The following is a 20,838-nucleotide window of genomic DNA, read 5'->3' as shown; positions in this document are numbered from 1 at the left end:
ATTGATGGCCTTAAAAGCCGGTTTGAATAGAAAAAGAAAAACTTCTGGCAAAAGGATAATCAATCCCACGTTCCATCTGAATAGAACTTAAACGGAACAAATTGTTCATATAAACACCAAAATTCAGGCTACTCAATTTTAATGATTTCAATTTTGAAGGCTCAATGCGATACAGCAAAGAAAGCGAGGTCATTTCTAAGGTATTGTCGTTTTGTACAAACCTGGACGAAGCTTTGGATTTTGCACCATCACCAGCAATTGCCTTAAAATAAGCGATATCACCCGCTTGTTTCCAACGTTGGGTAAGTACCCGTACATCTGCATTATCCACCAGGTTTACATTTTCAATTCTATCCAGTAAGGTCTGGTTAAATTGCTGTCCACCGAAACGGTAGGAGAAATAAGAAGTCAACTGAAGCCCTTTATATGCCATCGTTGCTCCAAAACTTCCCCGATATTTAGGATTAGATATACCTACAGAAACCATATCCCTTGCATCCCAGATAAAGGTAGAAGAACCATCCTTTTTTCTGAACAACTCTTGCCCTGTAGCAGGATCAATACCAAGGGATGGCACTACCCAGATCGCATCAATAGATTGACCTTCTTCATATCTTTGGAAAGGTGCGGTAGTCAATGTAGAACTTAATAACTTTTCATTCTGTGCTTTCAGCTCATTACTGATCTTTTTAACGGAGGTTTTATTACTACCCACATTCCCCATTAACATTAAGCTAAAATCCTTAAAATTAGCCGCTTTAATCACCTGAAAACTGGCTCTGGCTTCCCAACCCCTGCTCCCTAATGAACCTAAGTTTCCTTTATAGGTTTCGAAACCGGTAGACAAAGGGAGGTTAAAATCAGCAATAAACTTATCGGTATAGTCGTAATAGTAATCTGCATTAATTTGCAGACGGTCTTTAAACAAAGTGATGTCTGTTCCTACATTGTACTTCATCGTACTTTGCCAGGTCAGGTTTTGGTTTCCAATACTGAGTAAACTGGCGCCGATACTGGTTCCATATGCCTCGTTCAGAAAATAATTGTAAGTTCTGTAGGCCATGTAAGGATCAAATTGTTGTGCTCCGGTTAGCCCTACTGAACCTCTTAATTTCAATTGAGAGATCGTACCATTTTCCCTTAACTCCTTTAAAAAAGCTTCATTATGGATGTTCCAGCCTGCACCTACAGACCAGAATGGAGCGAATAATTTATCCGATCCCAATCCTGATGAGCCATCTAAACGATAAGAGAAATCACCGAAATACCGGTTATCATAGCTGTAGTTCACATTTCCTAAAAATCCCAGACTTTTCAGGGTTGACTCTGAGCCGGAAGGGCGGTCGTTCACATATCTCCGTCCATAAAAGATATAATCGGTCAATGCACTTGGTAATCCATTTACCTCCACCATCACATTTTCATTGCTACTCTGGTTTGCTCTGGCACTGAAAGTAGAATAGATTTGATGCTTTCCTATTTTACGATTGTAATTCAGGTCGATATTGGCATCATAAGAAAATAGCTTTCCATAACCGGAAGTATAAGAACCCCGCTCAAAAATATTGGTATTCAAGGCCCTGAAAGTCGTATGATCTGCCGGCAAAAAGATTTCACTATTGTCGTTTTGCGAAGTAAGTGATAATCGCCCTCTTAAGCTTAGGTCTCTGGAAAAGTTATAAGTAGCTGCAGTATTATTGGTAATGTTTCCTGTTTTTCTAAAGTCTTTACCGTTTAGTGTAGTATTATAAACAGGATTATAAATGTCTCCATATACTACCCCCTGAATGCCTGTATTTTTTCGTTGAAGATACAATGTCACATTTCCATTTTCATCATAAGGACTGAAGTAAGGATTCATTGCTACATATTGTGCAAAAGAACCCCATGGGGAGTTGTTGGCATTGGTATATTGCAGACTTAACCTATTACTCAACAAAAACTTATCTCCCCGATAGTTCAGGTAAACTCCTCCATTATAGGAAGTACGGTCTGAACCTTTCATTACCCCGTTGTTGAGGTTATAAGTAAAATCCAATCCATAGGTCATACGCTCAGTACCTCCATCCATAGTTAAACCATGTCTTTGGCTCAGGGTATTTCTTAGGGGTTCTGCTGGCCAATAGGTATCCCTGCCACGCAACATTTCCTTATATCGTTCATTGTATAAAATCTTAAGGTCCTGATCCGTGTTACTGACATTGTAATTGTAAATTCCTGCCAGATTTTCCACCTCCAGTTTTTGGCGGGAGTTGAGGAGTTTATAGTCGTGTAAATCGGGAAGTTCTACAGTCAGATCCAGCTTATAATTGAACCTCAGCTCTCCTCCTTTTGGTTTGATTCTTTCCACTACAATGACACCACTGGCCCCTCTGGAACCATAAATGGCAGTCGCGGAAGCATCCTTTAAAATGGTGATACTTTGAATCATCGTGACATCCAGATCATTGATTTGATTAATAGGTACTTCAAAACCATCCAGTATAAACAATGGAAGATTGGGGTTTACCGTATAGGTATTTTTGATCTCATCAACTCTTTTTCCATAGGCACTATAATAGCTTTTATTATTTCTATCTGTTTTTGTGCTTAAAGGATCTACTACAGTGTTGGTGGGTAAACTAGAGGTTCCACGCAGTTTTATCTGGGAGATTTTATTGGGGTCAGAACCATTTAAAATATCCTGTGGAATCTGAACTGCCGGGTCTAAAACGGACAATATTCCAAGTATATTCTGGTTCCCGACCTTACGGATATCATTGGCAGTAATGGTATTTGCAGATCCTGTATAGGTTTTCGCATTACGCTCAAAGATACCAGTCACCACCACATCATTTAAGGCCATAGCGCTGACTTTCATTCGAATCAGCACCTTAGCGTTCTTTTCTTTGACTGTGTATTCAGCGGGCTCGTAACCGATAAAAGTGACCAGGAGAACATCACCCGGAACTGCTTCAATGGTAAATGCACCATTTTGATCTGTCCGGGCAATTTTCTTTGTGCCTTTCACAACAATTCCTGCACTGGGCATGGGTTGGCCGTTTTCATCTAGAACGCGTCCTTTTACCTCTTCAGCAGCGAGATATTCATACATTTTATCCAACAAGTCTTTTTCCTTTGGTTTAATGGAAATCGCTTTGTCTTCAATAGCGAATGCCAGGCCTTGTTCATCCAGAATTTCATTTAAAACATCCTTTAAAGGAACATTTTTAAAATTAACAGTGACTGGTGTGGTCTGATCCAGCTGTTTGGTTTCGTACAGCACGGTAAAGCCAGTTTGTTTTCTGATCTCAGAAAGGATGTGTTTTAAACTGACACGATCTCCTTTAAGTGTGATGTTCTGAGCATTGGTTTTGGCACTCACTTGTAATAAAAAAACAGTCATTATTACAATGATCAATTTCATAATACGGAGTAATTGGTTAGGTATAACTAAAGGCAAACCATGCCTGATTAGTTGATTAAAATTCATAAATTTGGTTGTTTTGGTTAGTTGCGGAAGCCTCGAAACCTCGAAAATTAACAGGCTCCCGTAATTGTAAAACTTATTATGGTTGGTTCTTTTTTAAGAATTGACAAATCAAAACAGTTTAACCGGGGGTGGTTCCAAGCACCTCCGGTTTTTTCTGATCTGGCCCTTAGCTTAGGTATTCAAAAGACCTGCACAGTTGTTTTTTTTGAGCAAAGTTGGTTGCGTTCTTTGCTTGATTTGTATTCCAATGAATGTAGAATTATTTCATTGCGATGATCCTCCCTTCTTCAATTTTAAAATGAACCCCGCCGGTGAGTTCAAGTTGCCTTAACACTTTTGATACATGATCGAAACGGGAAACGCTTCCCCCGAACAATTTATTTTTATCCAGACCGGGTTCATACACGACCTCCAGCCCGTACCACCTTGCCACTCTTCTCATGATGTGTTCCAAAGGTTCATCATTAAATACAAAGAGCCCATTTTTCCAGGCCAGTACCTCTTCTAAATCTGCTTTATTGATTTTAATTTTTCCCTGAGCCAGCACCAACTGCTGTCCAGGTTTAAGGATCACCTGAGTACCATTTTCGCGCAGACTGCTGACCTTTACAGCTCCTTCCAGCAATGTGGTTCTCACATCCGCATCATCAGCATAACTACTGATGTTGAAATGGGTCCCCAAGACTTCTACTTCCTGATGAGCAGTATGAACCTTAAATGGATGCTTTGCGTCTTTACTAACCTCAAAATAAGCCTCGCCAATGAGTTCGATCTTTCTGTCTTTAAGTGATACAAAACTCGTTGGGAATCTGATACTGGAGGCTGCATTCAACCAAACATTCGTCCCATCAGCTAATTTAACCTGATAAGTCCCGCCTTTTGGTGTAGTGATCGTGTTGTAGGTACCGCTTTGCTTTCCTGAAATTTCATAGACCAATTGTCCATCACCAATTTTGCGAATCACCATTCCTGCAACATTTACCAATGTACCCTCCGCTGCTTCATTCAGTGTAATGACCTTTCCATCGGCAAGAGTTAAAACTGCTTTATTCCCAGCTGCCGGAATATCTATAACCGAGGCTGAAGCAATCCACTCATTTGAGCCTTTCTTCAGGTAATCCTGCTGAAATACCGCGATTATTCCAATGAGCACTAAGGAGATACAAGCGGCTGAGAAATATAAGAAGGCCTTACGCTGATAAAAAGGTATTATTTTAGGATGATCTGCTCCTTCTTTTTTTAATTGAGGTAGCATATTGGTATAGAGCAGCGCAAGATGTTGTTTTAGATCCGGTCTCGAAGCAACAGGCTCATCCTCCACATGCAAAGCTTCGCTTATTGATTTTCTTAAGTCTTTTTCAGGAATTGTACCAAAATGAGCAAGTAACAACGCAATTTCTTCCGTTGTACAGGCATTATCCAGGTACTTTTTAAACAGTTCAGTATAGGCTATATCTTTTTTCAAGTGCTTTCCTTTTTAGCCTAATACGCTTGCCAGAAAAAAACACACTACTCTAAAATGAAAAAAATTAAATCGCTCCAATTAAGGCAATTGCAAATAAGGCTGGAAGGAACTCCTCTGAGTTGCTGAGATAGGTACGGATGGTGACATTTGCTTTTACCAAATGATTGCTGACTGTTGAAATGGAGATGCCCATAATTTTGGCGGCTTCTTCGTAACTCTTGCCTTCAATTTTACACAATACAAAGGCTGCTCTACGCTGAGGAGCTAAAGTAGCTATCGCTTTGTCCAGTATGACCTTGCTTTCCTTATTTAAGAGATCTTCCTCAGTATGGCTATAGATCTCAGTGGTCATTAAGCGAAATGACTCCTGTAATTTCCGATCGCGGGCCACTTTTCTGAAATGATCATACACCAGATTTTCTGCGATAGTATATAAATAAGATTTAAAGGAATTTGAGGGATTAATCAGTTCTCGTTTTTCCCAGATTTTTAAAAAAAGCTCCTGAATGACCTCATCGGCCATATCGGTATCTTTAAGCAGCCTGAGTAACCTGGCATAAATCATTTCACTGTAATGTACATACAACTCTCCGAAGGCAGGCTCTTCGCCAGCTTTCAATCGGATCAATAGTTCAGGTTCATTCCAGTTTTCGGCAGGCGACATCCGTTATTTAGCAGGTTGGTTTTAGGCTTAGTATGAGCTGTCTAAAATAGGAAATCGGAGCAGGAATACCTTATATATTTTATGAATTAAACACGATATTAAACTACCTTATCCAATAAAAAAATAAATAGAACGATAGCATTTTAAATAAGAAAAGGCTGCTCATACATTATATGAGCAGCCTTCAGCTATAGAATTATCGGCTTAAACCGGTAACCTCGTTAGCTCTATGTCGTCTGGAGTTACAAAAATCAGAGGAACTTTCTCTACATCTACATAACTGGAATCCAATCCAAAACTGCGTTCTTCTGATAAACTGAAGCGTTTTAGAATAAAATAATAGTCCATTACACTGCGTTCATAAAAACTCAGTTTAGAGAATTTAGACAGGTGTTTTTCTAAAAGCACGAATCTGAAATCTCCAGCAATTTTATGTTTATTTAAAGAGGTGTATTGGCTGGTAATGTCTACTTCACCATTTTTCACCAAGTCTTCAATTACTTTTCTATACAGCAGATTTACACTTTGCTCTACCCTGAAACCCAGTTTAAAGTCGATACGGATCAATTTTCCTGGGATCAGGAATTCTACTTTATACTCTCTTGTATAAGGTTCATCTACCACATCAACGTGAACCAACCAATAGACATCGGCTCGTTTCGGCTCTTTTTGAATAATCGAGTAAATGATTTTTGATTCAATTTCTGTTTTAAAATTGGCGCTGGTCAAATATACCAGTTGAGAAGAATATTTAGGAACGGAAACGTCCTCGCTCAGTTCAGAAATGATCTGGAAATAATCTTCAATCTCCACATATTTCACAAATCTGTTTTTGATTTTTCTGGCTACATACCAACTCCACATGACTGTAAACAATGCAGAACCAATCAATACTGTCATCCAGCCCCCATGGAAGAATTTGGCAAGGTTACCTACCAGGAAGGTAGATTCTAATACTCCATAAATTACCAGGAAGATGACAATTACATAAACCGGCACTTTTTTACGTTTCATATAGGCAGCCACAAGAATGGTGGTCGACAAGAAAGTTAAGTTAATGGCAAGCCCATAAGCCCCCTCCATTGCGCCGGACTTTTTAAAGATCAGTACAATGGCCACACAACCAAGCCATAACAACCAGTTGATAGAAGGCACATAGATTTGACCTTTTTGATTACTTGGGTAATTGATCCTTACTTTAGGCCATAGATTTAACCTTACCGCTTCAGAGATCAGCGTAAAGGAACCAGTAATCATTGCCTGACTCGCAATAACCGCAGCTAAAGTAGCCAGGGCCACCATAAATAAAAGATATGCAGGTGGGACAATTTCAAAGAAAGGGTTCAATTCTACTTCATAATGAGGACGGTGTAAAACCCAGACCCCTTGTCCAAGGTAATTTAAAATCAACATCAGCTTTACAAATACCCAGCTGACCCTGATGTTATTTTTCCCACAATGGCCCATATCAGAATACAAAGCTTCTGCCCCGGTAGTACAAAGAAAAACACCACCTAAAATGAGTAATGCAGCAGGATTGTGAATTAACAAGACCACGGCATAATAAGGATTCAAAGCCTTAAGGATGCTAAAATCCTGAACTACAAAAAGCAAACCCAACAAACCTAATGCACTGAACCATAAAAACATCACTGGTCCAAACAGTTTCCCAACCAGGTTGGTTCCGAATTGCTGGATAATAAAGAGACCGGTAATGATGGCAACTACAATTGGAATCACAGGGACATCCGGGAATTTCAGTTGCAATCCTTCAATTGCTGTGGTTACAGTAATACTGGGGGTAATAATTCCATCGGCAAGCATGGCACATCCTCCGATCACGGCGGGTATGACGAGCCATTTCGCATTCTTCCTCACTAAAGAATATAGCGAGAAAATCCCTCCTTCACCTTTGTTATCGGCCTTAAGCGTAATCACGACATATTTAATCGTGGTTTGTAAGGTTAATGTCCAAATGATACAGGAAATGGCACCAAGTACCAATTCTGGAGTAACTGCTTGTCCGGCTCCTTTCACCGCTGTGAAAATCGCTTTCAGGGTGTAGAGTGGTGAGGTTCCAATATCCCCATAAACAATACCTAAACTAATGAGTAACCCTCCGGCACTGAGCGCATTTAAATTTTTCTGATTCGACACCTTGTTCTAATTATGCGGTAAAATTACAGTAAATAAACAAATTTACAATCCCATAAAATTTAAGAAGATAGATTATGGTTTAAAAATAGAAACAAGAGAGAACGACATAAGTTGTTAAATATTGTTAAATATTAAATTTGTACACGAAAGCATTGATTTATTTGTTTTTTTATTTATATTTTTGGGACTATCCAAGCATGAATATAAAACTACCTACAAAGCTGCTAATGATGATTTCCTGCATATTATGCGGGAGTGTTTTTTGCAGCTTGAGTGTTTTAGCACAGCGACAGGACAGTACCATCTCGAATGTAAGGGCAAAGAAAATCTACAAGACCCCTCAGATTAAAGCCGTTGTTCCAACATATAAGCCAAAATCGGCTTTTGGCTATATTCCATATAACGAAGTATTGGCAAGTACAAAATCAAATCCAGGCATCAAAGCCGATAAGATTCTTAGTGTATTAAAAGTTTATCCGAATCCGGTTAGCGACCAGATCAACCTGATTTTAAAACTGGATCGCGAATCTAATCTTTCGGTTAAAATCATGGACTTATTAGGGAATGAAGTGGTCACCTTAGCAAATGAGCGAGTTTCTGCTGGTGAACAGACAAAAAGTTATACCATTCCCAACCGTTTAAACAGTGGAATTTACTTCCTGAAGGTTGTTTCCGGAGCAGAAACCGTAGTAAAACGCATTTCTGTTTTATAATTCCCCCTATTCTTTAGTATTTTTGGGGAGGAAGAAACTTTCAAGGCCGAATCTTGTTAGTTCGATAATTATTAATCCCAAATCTGAAGATGAAGATCATTGCCGTTGGCCGCAACTATGCTGCGCATGCCAAAGAATTAAACAACCCTGTTCCGGGGACCCCGGTTATATTTCTAAAACCGGATACTGCTGCCTTAAGAGAAAATAAACCTTTTTACATTCCTGACTTTTCTTCAGACATTCATTATGAACTGGAAGTGGTCTTAAAAATCTGTAGAGAAGGAAAACATATTGCAGAGAAATTCGCAGGAAATTATTTCGAAGAACTGAGTGTTGGGATTGACTTTACGGCAAGAGATATTCAAACCCGCCATAAAGAGAAAGGCTTACCATGGGAACTTGCCAAAGCATTTGACCATAGTGCTGCCATTGGAACTTTTATTCCAAAAGCGCAGCTGAGCGATTTACACCAACTTCCATTTGAACTTCAGATCAATGGAGAGCCCCGTCAGCAAGGAAATACACAAAACATGATCTTCTCGTTTGAATACCTGATTTCATATATCTCACAATACTTTACACTGAAAAAAGGGGATTTGATTTTCACCGGAACACCGGAAGGTGTAGGACAAGTCCATGAAGGTGATAAACTGGAAGCCTGGATGGATGGCCAACAGCTATTAAATTTTGACATAAAATAGATTAAATGATTAAAGCAAAATTCTTACTGCTGGCCCTGGTCCTTTGCAGTTTTATAGCCGATGCCCAGCAGATATTTAGTGATCAGAAATACCCATTGGTAGATTTCAGGTCTCCTTTAGATATTGTTCCACCAGCATTAGCCGGCTCTTTCGGCGAACTTAGGCCAAATCATTTTCACTCAGGAATGGATTATCGCACCAATCAAAGGGAAGGATATCCGGTATATGCCATTGCTGATGGTTATGTATCCCGCATGAGGGTGCAGAATAGTGGTTTCGGACTGGCGGTTTACCTGACACACCCTAACGGTTATACTTCAGTTTACGGTCACTTATCCCGCTTTAACCCAAAAATCGGTCAACAGGTGAAAGCCTTACAGTATCAAAAGAAATCTTATGAAATCGATGAGTTTCCTGCCAGCACGCTAATTCCTGTTCGTAAGGGGGATGTGATTGCTTACACCGGTAATACCGGAAGTTCAGGTGGCCCACACCTACATTTTGAGATCAGAGATACTAAAACTGAGGCGACAATTAACCCTCAGTTATTTGGCTTTGAAATTCCTGACAATATTCCACCGGTGATTTACGCAATGTATGTATACCGCTTAAATCAGAAGCCCTTTAATGAGTTGACCCCTAAACAATACTTCCAGGTACTGGGTGCTAATGGCAAATATGCCTTAAATCAGGTCAACACCATCAATTTAACTGGGGAGGTTGGGTTCGGAATCATTACCACCGATAAACACAATGGAGCCTCAGGTACTAATGGGGTGTATGCTATCGAGTTAGAAATGGATGGTAAAATCGTATTTACATCTGCTATGGAAAGATTCAGGTTTGAAAACAGCAAAGCGATCAACTCTCACATTGACTATCCTTCATTTATCAATACCAGAAAAAGTATCCAGAAGAGTTTTGTAGACCCCGGAAATCCATTAGGTATTTACAGTAATCTGGTCAATAACGGCAGGATAGATTTTAATGATGGTAAATTGCATCAGCTGAAATACATCATTACTGATGGTAAAGGAAACAAAAGTGAGCTGGCTTTTAAAGTGCAATCCAACGAGAAAGCAATCATAAAGACGCCGGAACAGGCTCCCGGAATTCCTTATCCTTATGGTGATGTTAATGAATTTAACAATGCAGAAGTAAAGGTTATCTTCCCTAAAGGAACACTATACAACGACCTGAATTTCCAATATAAATCATTTCCTAAGCCCGCTGGAAATGCATATTCGGCCATTCATCAGATCCACAATAACCTAACCCCATTACACCTTGGTTTTGAACTTTGGATTAAAGCTGATAGTAGCCTGGACAAATACAAAGAAAAAGCCTTGATTGTTAGCAAAACAGGAGCAGGTCAGGGCGGCAGTTATGATAATGGTTATGTAAAAGCGAATCCAAGAACCTTTGGAAGCTTTTATATTGCCATAGACACCATTCCTCCTACACTGACGCCTTTAAATATCAGCGATGGCAAGAACATGGCAGGAATCAGTAAGATGTCCTTTAAACTAAGGGATAATCTTTCCGGCCTGAAAAGCTTTAATGGTTATGTTGATGGCAAATGGATTTTGATGGAGTTCGACAGCAAAACCGCTAGTCTGTGGCATACTTTTGACGGAAGCATTGCTCCAGGAAAACACAATCTGGAGGTCATCGTGACAGATATGAAAGGCAATAACAGGAATTATTCAATCACGTTTTATAAATAACATTATGAATGAATTAACAATTGGTCAGGCAGCACCTGATTTTACTGCAAAAGATCAGGATGGAAATACAGTTACCTTAAACCAGTTCAAAGGAAAAAAGGTAGTCCTTTATTTTTATCCAAAAGACAATACTCCAGGTTGTACTACAGAAGCCTGCGACTTCAGAGACAATTACCAGGGTTTAACAGCAAAGGGGATTGTCGTATTGGGAGTAAGTGTGGATGACGAAAAATCTCATCAGAAATTTATAACCAAATATGATTTGCCATTTACACTGATTGCAGATACCGACAAGAAGATTGTAGAGGCTTATGGTGTCTGGGGAGAAAAAAACATGTATGGCAAAAAGTATATGGGTACCAATAGAAAAACTTTTCTAATTGATGAAAATGGTATCCTTACCCATATTATTGCCAAAGTAGATACAAAGAATGCTACTGCCCAGGTATTGGAATTATTAGAAAATTAATTGAAAAGCCAGGTTCAAAGTTTGTTCATTCCAACAATAACAGACCTGGCTTTTTCTATGATCTTTTCTATCTTTTGATACAATTCTGAAGCGTTGAAAGGCTTGGAGATGTAATCGTTCATTCCAATATTGATACATTTTTCCAATTCTCCTTTGATCGTATGGGCAGTCATTGCCACAATTGGAATGTCCCCTTTATCCCCTTCCATTTTCCTGATGATCCTTGTCGTTTCATAACCATCCAGTTCAGGCATCTGCAAATCCATCAAAATAATATCAAATGATTGCTTTTCATATTGTTCCAATGCAATCCGGCCATTTTCAGCAACCGTGATCTCATAACCCTGATTATCCAATAATTTAATCACCAGTAATTGGTTGATTGGATTGTCTTCAACGATCAAAACCTTGATCCCTCTACCATGTTGCAGAACAGTAGGTTCAAATTTAGACCTGCTGCTGATGGTTTGTCTTTTAATTTCATCTGTTACTTTTCCAAATTCCATCCTAAAATGGAAATCAGACCCCCGTCCTACAACACTATCCAAGGCTATTTCTCCACCCTGCAATTCCACCAGCCGCTTTACAATACTTAAACCCAGGCCTGTTCCTGCATATCTTCTGGAAGTATCATTTGTGACCTGTTCAAAGAAATCAAATACTTTTTGCTGTTTATTAAATGGAATTCCAATTCCGGTATCATGCACCTCGAATGAGATGGATATTTTGTCTTCCTCCTCATTGAGCAATTTTAAACTGACCTTTACCTCTCCATTTTCCGTGAATTTTATTGCATTTGAGGTAAGGTTTAACAAGATCTGGCCTAATCGAATGGCATCACCCTTCAGTACTTCCGGCAAGGTATTCGGAATCTCGTAGCTAAAATCAAGGCCTTTGCATTTTGCCGCGTCCTCCATCATCCTATAAATAGAATGTACAGTATCTCTTAAGGTAAAGGGAATCGATTGAAAATCAATATCTCCGGCTTCCAGTCGGGAAAAGTCCAGGATATCATTGAGAATGGCCATCAACTGATCTGCAGATTTGAGGATCATTTGCAGTGACTCCTGCTGATCTTCATCCACCAACGATTCTTCAAGTAATTGTGCAAAGCCCATTATCCCATTCATAGGCGTACGAATCTCATGGCTGATATTGACCAGAAAGATTTGTTTGGCTTTCTCGGATGATTCTCTGATTCTCATCTCTCTGATCAGCGCTTCTGATATGCCAAATAACTCCTGGTTCTTACGGTCCAGCAATTGATGCAGTTGTTCATGTCTGGAAATATGATGGGCATTATCCCCTTCCTCCCTGACTTTAAAGGCTTTCTGAAAGAAACGAACAAGGAGATAACAGCATAGCAGTACAATGAAACCTGAGCCTAATGCAAACCATTTGCGAAATGTTTGGCTATCTGTAAAAAGGAGGACAGCATAGCTGAAGACCATGGCAAGAAAAATGAGGGAGATGAACAGGAGTAGCGTCCCTAAAACAGGTGCACTATTACTCCTCCTTTTAAAGGTAGAAATAGCCATACATAAAAATTAATGTTAAGCCCCCCGGCAAACTATTGAGAACAAAAATAGTCAATTCACAGGGATTACTTTTCGGCTAAAAGGCATTCATTTTGTTCAATATTAAGCCGATACAACACCATTAAAAACAGTCCTTTAACAAAAAAGGGAGAAGCACCTGCTTCTCCCTTTTTTGTTGCAACTCCAAGGAGTTCTGTTCACTATTATCCTTTGGAACGAACTTTATGGCCCGCCACTGCAAAATATAAAATGTATAAATAACAAGGCAATACACTAGCAAAAAATGCAAGTTGGAAGTCCATATGTAAATAGTCTTTTAAATAACCGTAAATCAGTGGCCAAACTGCACCACCAGCGATACCCATCACCATAATTGCAGATCCGGTTTTAGTGAATTTACCCAGTCCCTTAATCCCCAGAGGGAAAATCGCTGGCCACATTAGTGAATTTGCCAAGCCTAGTAGACCTACGAAAATAACAGAGGTATAACCATGTGTTAAATAAGCCGCAGTTACAAAAATCACACCTAAAATCGCACAAACTCTTAATGCAAATTGTTGTGTAATGTATTTAGGAATCACAATGACACCAACCACATAACCCACCAACATACTACCTAAAGTCAATGTCGTAAAGTATTTGGTAATATCAGGACTGATACCTAATGCAGATCCATATACACCAATGATATCTCCGGCCATTACTTCAGCAGCAACATAAACGAAAATACAGAATGCACCCAGGAATAAATGAGGGAACTGGAAGATAGAGGTTTTAGCAGTACTTACTTCACCTTCAACTCCTGATTCATCCTTATCCAGATCAACTTCAGGTAGATTTGAATACTTAATAAATACAGCAAAAAGCGTGAACACAATCGCCAATGCAATATATGGAGTATGAACACGTCCCAATACTTCTTCCAAAAGTAATTCACGATCTGCAAACGTTGTAGCTACATTATTAATTTTACCCTGAATTTCTTCTGCATTTTTAAGGAAAATGGTACCCATGATCAATGGTACAATCACTCCTGCAAATTTATTACAAAGCCCCATGATACTCATGCGTTTTGCGGCACTTTCGATCGGACCAATGATGCTGATATAAGGGTTAGAAGCCGTTTGCAATAAAGATAATGCCGCCCCCTGGATGAAAATACCTGTTAAAAACAGACCAAAACTTCTTGTTTCTGCTGCTGGAATAAAGATCAGAGAGCCGAATGCAAGGATCAGTAAACCGATAATAATTCCATTTTTAAAACCCAATTTCTTTAAAATCCATGAAGAAGGAAGTGCAAGGAAGAAATAAGCAATGTAGGACGCGAAGGTCACCAAAAAGGCTTCAAAATCTGTTTTAAGTCCACATGCTATTTTTAGAAAGGGAATTAAGGTACTGTTGGCCCAGGTTACAAAGCCAAAAATGAAGAATAAAGCCCCAATGGTTACAATGGGAGAAATTACTGATTTTTGTGTTTGGTTTGTCATGATTTAATTTGAGTATTTTTTGTTATCAACTTTTTGAAGTTTGGTTAGTATTTTTATCAAAATCGAACATAAAAGTTCCTAAAAATATAGAATTCTTCGGAATATCAAGCTTATATTGATAAATCCACAGAAAAAATAAAACAAACACGAGGCAACAGTTGTATTTCAGAGCTTTCTACTGAACTTTAGCTTAAGATGTTACGTCCAAAGTATTTTTAATTACATTTGTCCTATTAATCAACAACCCCAATTAATGAAACATACAATCGATGAATTACAAGATATCGCTTCTCAAGTAAGAAGAGATATTGTTAGAATGGTGCATGGTTGCCAGTCAGGCCACCCCGGAGGATCATTAGGATGTGCAGACTTTATGACTGCATTGTATTTTGAGGTCATGAACCACACTACTGATTTTAAAATGGATGGAATAGGAGAAGATTTATTCTTCCTATCTAACGGACATATTTCACCAGTTTTCTATAGCGCTCTTGCAAGATCAGGATATTTTGAAGTGAGTGAACTGGCTACTTTTAGAAAATTAAATTCAAGATTACAAGGACATCCAACTACGCATGAGCACCTTCCAGGTATCAGAATTGCTTCAGGATCTTTGGGTCAGGGCATGTCTGTAGCAATTGGGGCTGCACAAGCTAAGAAATTAAATAAAGATCATTCTACAGTTTATGTATTGCTTGGAGATGGTGAACTACAGGAAGGCCAAAATTGGGAAGCCATCATGTATGCTCCTCACAATAAAGTAGACAATTTGATTGCCTCTATTGATTATAATGGTCAACAAATTGATGGTCCTACGGAGAAAGTACTTTCTTTAGAGAGCTTACAGGCGAAATTCGAAGCTTTCGGATGGCATGTGATCACTTCTAACGGTAATGATATGGAAGATATCGTTAAAGCTTTACATTATGCTAAATCTTTAACCGGTAAAGGTAAACCAATCTTAAACTTAATGAGTACCGTTATGGGTAATGGTGTAGATTTCATGATGGGATCACACAAATGGCATGGTATCGCTCCAAATGATGAGCAACTAGCCGCAGCATTAGCACAATTACCTTCTACCCTAAAAGACTATTAAGCATGAAAAAGTACACATATACTGAAAAGAAAGATACCCGTTCTGGTTTTGGAGCAGGATTACTTGAAGCAGGACAGAAAAACCCGGAAGTAGTTGCACTTTGTGCGGATTTAGTAGGTTCTTTGAAAATGGATGCCTTTATTAAAGAATTTCCAGAGCGCTTCTTCCAGATTGGTATTGCCGAAGCAAATATGATTGGTATTGCTGCTGGTTTAACTATCGGCGGAAAAATTCCTTTTACAGGAACTTTCGCTAACTTCTCTACAGGAAGGGTTTATGACCAGATCAGACAGTCTGTTGCTTATTCAAATAAAAACGTTAAAATTTGTGCTTCTCATGCTGGTTTAACTTTAGGTGAAGATGGGGCGACACACCAGATTCTAGAAGATATCGGTTTGATGAAAATGCTTCCAGGCATGACCGTCATCAATACCTGTGATTATAACCAGACAAAAGCAGCCACCATTGCCATCGCAGAATACGAAGGACCGGTTTACCTGCGTTTTGGAAGACCAGTGATTCCAGTATTTACGGATCCTGATCAGAAATTTGAAATTGGTAAAGCTTGGATGGTAAATGAAGGTACAGATGTGACCATCGTTGCCACCGGACATATGGTTTGGAAAGCAATTGAAGCTGGTGAACAACTGGCAGAATTAGGGATCGATGCAGAAATCATCAATATTCACACCATTAAACCATTAGATGAAGCAGCCATTTTAAAATCTGTGAAAAAAACAGGTTGTATCGTTACTTGTGAAGAACACAATAAATTCGGTGGTCTTGGAGAAAGCGTAGCCCGATTATTGGTTACAGAACTACCTACTCCTCAGGAATTTGTTGCTGTAAATGACAGCTTTGGTGAAAGTGGTACTCCTGATCAATTGATGACTAAGTACGGTCTGGATACGGTTAATATCGTTGAAGCTGTTCAGAAAGTCATGAAAAGAGCCAATAAATAAGTCCAAATAGACGTTTAATATATCTGTCCATATTTAACAGATTAAACATTATAAATGAAGCAGGTTGAAGATTCAGAAATTTTAGAGAAATTCTCCAATAAGGAGACTCGCAATGAAGGCTTTAACCTGCTTCTTCAAAAATACCAGCAAAAAATCTATTGGCATATCCGCCGACTGGTGATTGACCATGATGATACGGACGACCTCGTACAGGAGGTTTTCGTGAAAGTCTGGAAAAATCTGGATAAATTCCGCAGCGACTCCAAGTTGTATACCTGGATCTATCGCATCGCCACTAATGAATCGATTACTTTTCTGAATAAAAAGAAACAACGGAACAATACACCATTGGATGAGGTTTCTGAAGAGCTTGCTGAAAGTCTGGTGGCTTCCTCCTATTTCAATGGCGATAAAATCCAGATGAAATTACAACAGGCCTTACTCACTTTACCTGAAAAACAGCGACTTATTTTTAATATGAAATACTTTGACGATCTGAAATATGAAGAGATTGCAGAGATTACAGGAACCAGTGTAGGTGCCTTAAAAGCCTCTTTTCATATCGCTGTAAAAAAAGTTGAAACTTTTATGCTAAATGAGGACATTTCCTTTTAAACCTTTTGTACTGAAATGTATCAATATATATGCAATGAAAAATGATTTAGAAAATAGCGAATGGATGAACGAAGCCCCCCATCTGGCCGGGCTGAAGCTGAAACATCCTTTTTCTATTCCAGAAGGGTATTTTGAAGAACTTCCTGAGCAAATTCATGAGGCTATATTTCTGGACCAGTTGAAAACAAGCAGTCCAGAATCAGGTTTTAATGCACCTGAAGGTTACTTCGAATCGCTTTCTACAAAAATTCAGACAGAAATAGTAGGTTACACTGTGCCACAGGATTATTTCCAACAATTACAGGATAAAATCAATCAGAAGACGACTCATAAAAAGGTAGCAAAGACCATCCGTCTATGGCATTCTAAATCGCTAAAGTATGCTTCAGCGGCATGTTTTGTAATGGTAACCGCTGTAGGTATGTATTTTTATCAATATACGAACTCCACTCCTCCAATTTCTGTCGATACTGCAACCGAACAAATGCTATTTGATATTGACGAGAATACAATTATAGAACATATTCAATCCAATAGTCTGACGCAGGAACATCCTTCAGTAGCCGAAGCTGATCTGGAAAATTATATTCTCAGCAACTACAGCCAAAATGAAATAGCTTCAAACTTATAATTCATGTATTGTTGATTGCCAGTTAAAAAATTAAAAAAAAACCGATGAAAAATATAGTTGTTGCCGCAATTCTTTTTATGTTACCTTTTCTTGCTTCTGCACAAAGAACAGGAGAGAAATCTGCTGAAATTGAGTCATTAAGGATTAGCTACTTAACTCAGAAACTTGATCTTTCTGAAGAAGAGGCGAAAATTTTCTGGCCGATATACAATGACTTTCAAAAAGAACAGGCTGCTTTGCGTAAAGAACGGTCTCAAAATATGATCAGTTTTAAAAAGATCACAGAAATCGATAATCTTTCGGATACTGAGATTCAGAGTCTGATTGTAAATGAGCTCAACTTCAAGCAAAGGGACTTATCTATTGAGAAAAAGTATTATTACAAATTGAAATCCAGTTTACCTATCAAAACAGTCGGAAAGTATTACCGTGCCCAGGAGACTTTTAAAAGAGAACTCTTATCAAGATACAGAAATGGCAGGCCTGAGCGGAATTAATTTGTATTTTTGTGTATGCTTACACAACGTCAATTATTCCTTCAACATAACGCCCAAACTACTCTAGAGCCACTTCTTTTAGAATTTACTAAAGCCAGCGGTATGTATCTATATGATACTACAGGCAAAAAACACCTGGATTTGATTGCCGGTATAGGTGTAAGTAATGTTGGCCATTGTCACCCAGCCGTTGTAAATGCGGTTAAGGAACAAGTAGAAAACTATATGCACATTATGGTATATGGTGAATTTGTTCAAAGTCCACAGGTAAACTTTGCTAAAGCCTTAGCTGATATACTTCCAAGTCATTTAAATTGTACTTATTTCGTTAATTCGGGGGCAGAAGCCGTAGAAGGTGCCATGAAACTTGCGAAAAGATTCACCGGTCGCTCTGAAATCATTGCCTGCCACCATTCTTATCATGGCAGTACTCAAGGTGCCTTAAGCCTTATGGGTAATGAAGAATTTAAGCAGGCGTATAGACCTCTGCTTCCAGATATTCGCTTTATCAATTTTAATGTTATACCGGATCTGGACCTGATTACAGAACGTACCGCAGCAGTTTTCATGGAAACAGTACAAGGTGAAGCTGGACTTAGAATCGCTGATAAAGACTATTTTGAGGCCTTAAGAGCTAAATGTACAGCAACAGGTACTTTATTAGTACTGGATGAGATTCAATGTGGTTTCGGCCGTACAGGAAAGATGTTTGGTTTTGAACATTATGGCATCAGTCCTGATATTCTTTTACTGGCTAAAGGTATTGGTGGTGGTATGCCAATTGGTGCATTCATCAGCTCTACAGAGATCATGAGGGCTTTGGCAACAAATCCTATTTTAGGGCATCTGACGACCTTTGGTGGTCATCCAGTGAGCTGTGCTGCAGGTTTAGCGACACTGCAGACGATCCAAAAAGAAAACATTGTAGCTGGTGTAGAAGAAAAAGGAGAATTATTCAAAAAACTTCTGGTTCACCCTGCCATTAAAGAGGTTCGTGGAAAAGGTTTGATGATGGCTATTGAATTTGAAAACTTTGAAATCAATAAAAAAATCATTGATGCTTGTATCGCAGATGGTGTTATCAGCGACTGGTTCCTTCATTGCAGCAATTCTATGCGCGTAGCTCCTCCACTAATTATTACTGAAGAAGAAATTGAATATGCCTCTGAAGTGATTCTAAAAAATGTAATCGCAGTGACTTCTGCCTAACTCATTTTTTGTCTTTTAATCAGATAGGCCTCCAAAATAGGTTGAAATCCAGCAGCAATATCGGCATCAATCATGTCGATTTTGTATTGACTGCATTTTAACTGGATGGCCTCTCTGTATTTACTCATCCTAGCCAGATAATCTGTTTTCAGATTTGCCGTGTGCGCTTTTATACTGGCTCCCGTTTCCATATCTATAAATTCATAAGGACGGTTTTCAAACTCAAAATCTACTTCCCTCGATCTGTCAGTGACATTGAATATAACCACTTCATGCTTGTTAAATTTCAAGTGCTGTAGTGCAGAGAACAAAGTTTCCATATGATCCTCACCCTGATCACTATTCAGCATATCGCTAAAAATCACGACCAATGAGCGTTTATGTATCAACTCTGCAACCTGATGTAGGGATTGTGCTACCTTGGTTGTCACATTCATCTCTGTCGTATTTAAAGCCTGTTCCAAATGGCTAAACAGATATTTCTGGTGTGCAGTTGTGGATTTAGCAGGTGTATTTAATAACAGATGATCAGAAAACAGGCTGAGTCCAAAAGCATCTCTTTGTCTTTTCAACAAATAGATCAAAGCTGCAGTGGCCTGTATAGAAAAATTAAGTTTATTATATTCTCCAGAAGGGAAATACATGGATGAAGAAACATCAACAATAAACTGACACCTAAGATTGGTTTCCTCTTCGAATCGCTTACTAAAGAGTTTATCTGTTTTTGCAAAAAGTTTCCAGTCAATATTTTTTACACTATCCCCTACATTGTACAAACGGTGCTCAGCAAATTCAACGGAAAACCCATGAAAAGGACTTTTATGAAGTCCTGTTATAAAGCCTTCTACAACTTGTTTAGCTAATAATTCGAGATTACCATTGAAACGAAGTGCATGTTCATCGATTGGATACTGCATAGTGTAAATATAAAAAAAGCGTCCATAAATCTATGAACGCTTTTTTAACTAGTATATGTTGAGTTGATTACAACTGTGCCTCTAATTTTTGAGCCAATACTGATTTTGGAACAGCACCAACTTGTTTATCTACTACTTCACCGTTTTTGAAGAACAATAACGCTGGAATGTTGCGGATACCGAATTGAGTAGAGATTTGAGGGTTGTTGTCCACATTAACTTTACCTACGATTGCTTTTCCTTCGTATTCTTTTGAGATCTCGTCTACAACTGGTCCTACCATGCGACATGGACCACACCACTCTGCCCAAAAATCAACCAAAACGGGTTTATCTGATTTTAATACAACTTCCTCGAAGTTTGCATCTGTAATTTCCAAAGCCATAATTCTTATTTTTATTTAATTAGTTTTTTTATTGTATCGTCTATTTGTTTGAATTGGCAAATTTAATCTTTAATTCCAAACTCTATGCAAAGATATAATCAATTGTAATGCCATCATCCTGACAATGCCA

General features: G+C 38.7%; 18 protein-coding genes. 10 read left to right on the top strand and 8 right to left on the bottom strand.

Features of this window, described 5'->3' with window-relative positions:
- Positions 1 to 10: 10 nt before the first annotated feature.
- The 4 genes from R2Q94_RS15640 to R2Q94_RS15625 all read right to left on the bottom strand — a co-directional run bounded on the left by R2Q94_RS15640 (position 11) and on the right by R2Q94_RS15625 (position 7,758).
- On the bottom strand, positions 11 to 3,385 hold the full coding sequence (locus tag R2Q94_RS15640; protein ID WP_316822400.1) for a SusC/RagA family TonB-linked outer membrane protein: 3,375 nt from the start codon (positions 3,383 to 3,385) through the stop codon (positions 11 to 13).
- A gap of 346 nt (positions 3,386 to 3,731) precedes the next feature.
- Positions 3,732 to 4,937 (bottom strand): FecR family protein, encoded by a 1,206-nt coding sequence (locus tag R2Q94_RS15635; protein WP_316822399.1) that lies wholly within the window; start codon positions 4,935 to 4,937, stop codon positions 3,732 to 3,734.
- A 64-nt stretch (positions 4,938 to 5,001) separates the two neighbouring features.
- Positions 5,002 to 5,601 carry an RNA polymerase sigma factor gene (locus R2Q94_RS15630; protein ID WP_316822398.1) on the bottom strand — a complete coding sequence of 200 codons (600 nt, stop codon included), beginning with the start codon at positions 5,599 to 5,601 and terminating at the stop codon, positions 5,002 to 5,004.
- 204 nt (positions 5,602 to 5,805) lie between these two features.
- A complete protein-coding gene (locus tag R2Q94_RS15625; RefSeq protein ID WP_316822397.1) occupies positions 5,806 to 7,758 on the bottom strand; it encodes a KUP/HAK/KT family potassium transporter in 1,953 nt (650 codons plus the stop codon).
- A 197-nt stretch (positions 7,759 to 7,955) separates the two neighbouring features.
- Here R2Q94_RS15625 and R2Q94_RS15620 point away from each other — a divergent pair, with 197 nt between their 5' ends.
- From R2Q94_RS15620 to bcp, 4 genes are all read left to right on the top strand, one after another.
- A complete protein-coding gene (locus R2Q94_RS15620; RefSeq protein WP_316822396.1) occupies positions 7,956 to 8,471 on the top strand; it encodes a T9SS type A sorting domain-containing protein in 516 nt (171 codons plus the stop codon).
- An 89-nt stretch (positions 8,472 to 8,560) separates the two neighbouring features.
- Positions 8,561 to 9,172 carry a fumarylacetoacetate hydrolase family protein gene (locus tag R2Q94_RS15615; protein ID WP_316822395.1) on the top strand — a complete coding sequence of 204 codons (612 nt, stop codon included), beginning with the start codon at positions 8,561 to 8,563 and terminating at the stop codon, positions 9,170 to 9,172.
- 5 nt (positions 9,173 to 9,177) lie between these two features.
- Positions 9,178 to 10,899 (top strand): M23 family metallopeptidase, encoded by a 1,722-nt coding sequence (locus R2Q94_RS15610; protein ID WP_316822394.1) that lies wholly within the window; start codon positions 9,178 to 9,180, stop codon positions 10,897 to 10,899.
- Positions 10,900 to 10,903: 4 nt separating this feature from the next.
- Positions 10,904 to 11,368, top strand: coding sequence for a thioredoxin-dependent thiol peroxidase (gene bcp, locus R2Q94_RS15605; RefSeq protein WP_316822393.1), 465 nt, complete (start codon positions 10,904 to 10,906; stop codon positions 11,366 to 11,368).
- Positions 11,369 to 11,382: 14 nt separating this feature from the next.
- On the opposite strand, the gene R2Q94_RS15600 is transcribed toward bcp, so the two are convergent.
- On the bottom strand, positions 11,383 to 12,906 hold the full coding sequence (locus R2Q94_RS15600) for a response regulator (RefSeq protein ID WP_316822392.1): 1,524 nt from the start codon (positions 12,904 to 12,906) through the stop codon (positions 11,383 to 11,385).
- Positions 12,907 to 13,109: 203 nt separating this feature from the next.
- The gene (locus tag R2Q94_RS15595) at positions 13,110 to 14,393 is read right to left on the bottom strand and encodes a sugar MFS transporter (RefSeq protein ID WP_316822391.1); all 1,284 of its coding nucleotides are present in this window, start codon (positions 14,391 to 14,393) and stop codon (positions 13,110 to 13,112) included.
- Between the two features lie 253 nt (positions 14,394 to 14,646).
- On the opposite strand from R2Q94_RS15595, the gene R2Q94_RS15590 reads away from it, so the two are divergent.
- Genes R2Q94_RS15590 through R2Q94_RS15565 form a run of 6 tightly spaced genes read left to right on the top strand, consistent with a single transcriptional unit; the run spans position 14,647 to position 19,406 of the window.
- The gene (locus tag R2Q94_RS15590; RefSeq protein ID WP_316822390.1) at positions 14,647 to 15,492 is read left to right on the top strand and encodes a transketolase; all 846 of its coding nucleotides are present in this window, start codon (positions 14,647 to 14,649) and stop codon (positions 15,490 to 15,492) included.
- Between the two features lie 2 nt (positions 15,493 to 15,494).
- Positions 15,495 to 16,454: a transketolase family protein gene (locus R2Q94_RS15585; protein ID WP_316822389.1), complete on the top strand. Its 960-nt coding sequence runs from the start codon at positions 15,495 to 15,497 to the stop codon at positions 16,452 to 16,454.
- Between the two features lie 54 nt (positions 16,455 to 16,508).
- On the top strand, positions 16,509 to 17,069 hold the full coding sequence (locus tag R2Q94_RS15580; RefSeq protein WP_316822388.1) for an RNA polymerase sigma factor: 561 nt from the start codon (positions 16,509 to 16,511) through the stop codon (positions 17,067 to 17,069).
- A 34-nt stretch (positions 17,070 to 17,103) separates the two neighbouring features.
- Positions 17,104 to 17,700, top strand: coding sequence for a hypothetical protein (locus tag R2Q94_RS15575; protein ID WP_316822387.1), 597 nt, complete (start codon positions 17,104 to 17,106; stop codon positions 17,698 to 17,700).
- A gap of 44 nt (positions 17,701 to 17,744) precedes the next feature.
- Positions 17,745 to 18,197 carry a hypothetical protein gene (locus tag R2Q94_RS15570; RefSeq protein ID WP_316822386.1) on the top strand — a complete coding sequence of 151 codons (453 nt, stop codon included), beginning with the start codon at positions 17,745 to 17,747 and terminating at the stop codon, positions 18,195 to 18,197.
- Positions 18,198 to 18,212: 15 nt separating this feature from the next.
- Positions 18,213 to 19,406, top strand: a complete 1,194-nt coding sequence (locus tag R2Q94_RS15565) for an aspartate aminotransferase family protein (RefSeq protein ID WP_316822385.1) — start codon at positions 18,213 to 18,215, stop codon at positions 19,404 to 19,406.
- On the opposite strand, the gene R2Q94_RS15560 is transcribed toward R2Q94_RS15565, so the two are convergent.
- Together R2Q94_RS15560 and trxA are read right to left on the bottom strand one after the other, a co-directional pair.
- Positions 19,403 to 20,323 (bottom strand): DUF58 domain-containing protein, encoded by a 921-nt coding sequence (locus tag R2Q94_RS15560; RefSeq protein WP_316822384.1) that lies wholly within the window; start codon positions 20,321 to 20,323, stop codon positions 19,403 to 19,405. The two genes, R2Q94_RS15565 and R2Q94_RS15560, sit on opposite strands and share 4 nt — an antisense overlap.
- 67 nt (positions 20,324 to 20,390) lie before the next feature.
- Positions 20,391 to 20,708, bottom strand: a complete 318-nt coding sequence (trxA, locus tag R2Q94_RS15555) for a thioredoxin (protein WP_316822383.1) — start codon at positions 20,706 to 20,708, stop codon at positions 20,391 to 20,393.
- Between the last annotated feature and the right edge of the window lie 130 nt (positions 20,709 to 20,838).

This window comes from Pedobacter gandavensis (genome assembly GCF_032678465.1).
In the GTDB taxonomy this organism is placed as follows: domain Bacteria; phylum Bacteroidota; class Bacteroidia; order Sphingobacteriales; family Sphingobacteriaceae; genus Pedobacter; species Pedobacter gandavensis_B.
Note: the sequence above shows the minus strand (reverse complement) of the source record. Positions and strands in the feature narration are given on the sequence as shown.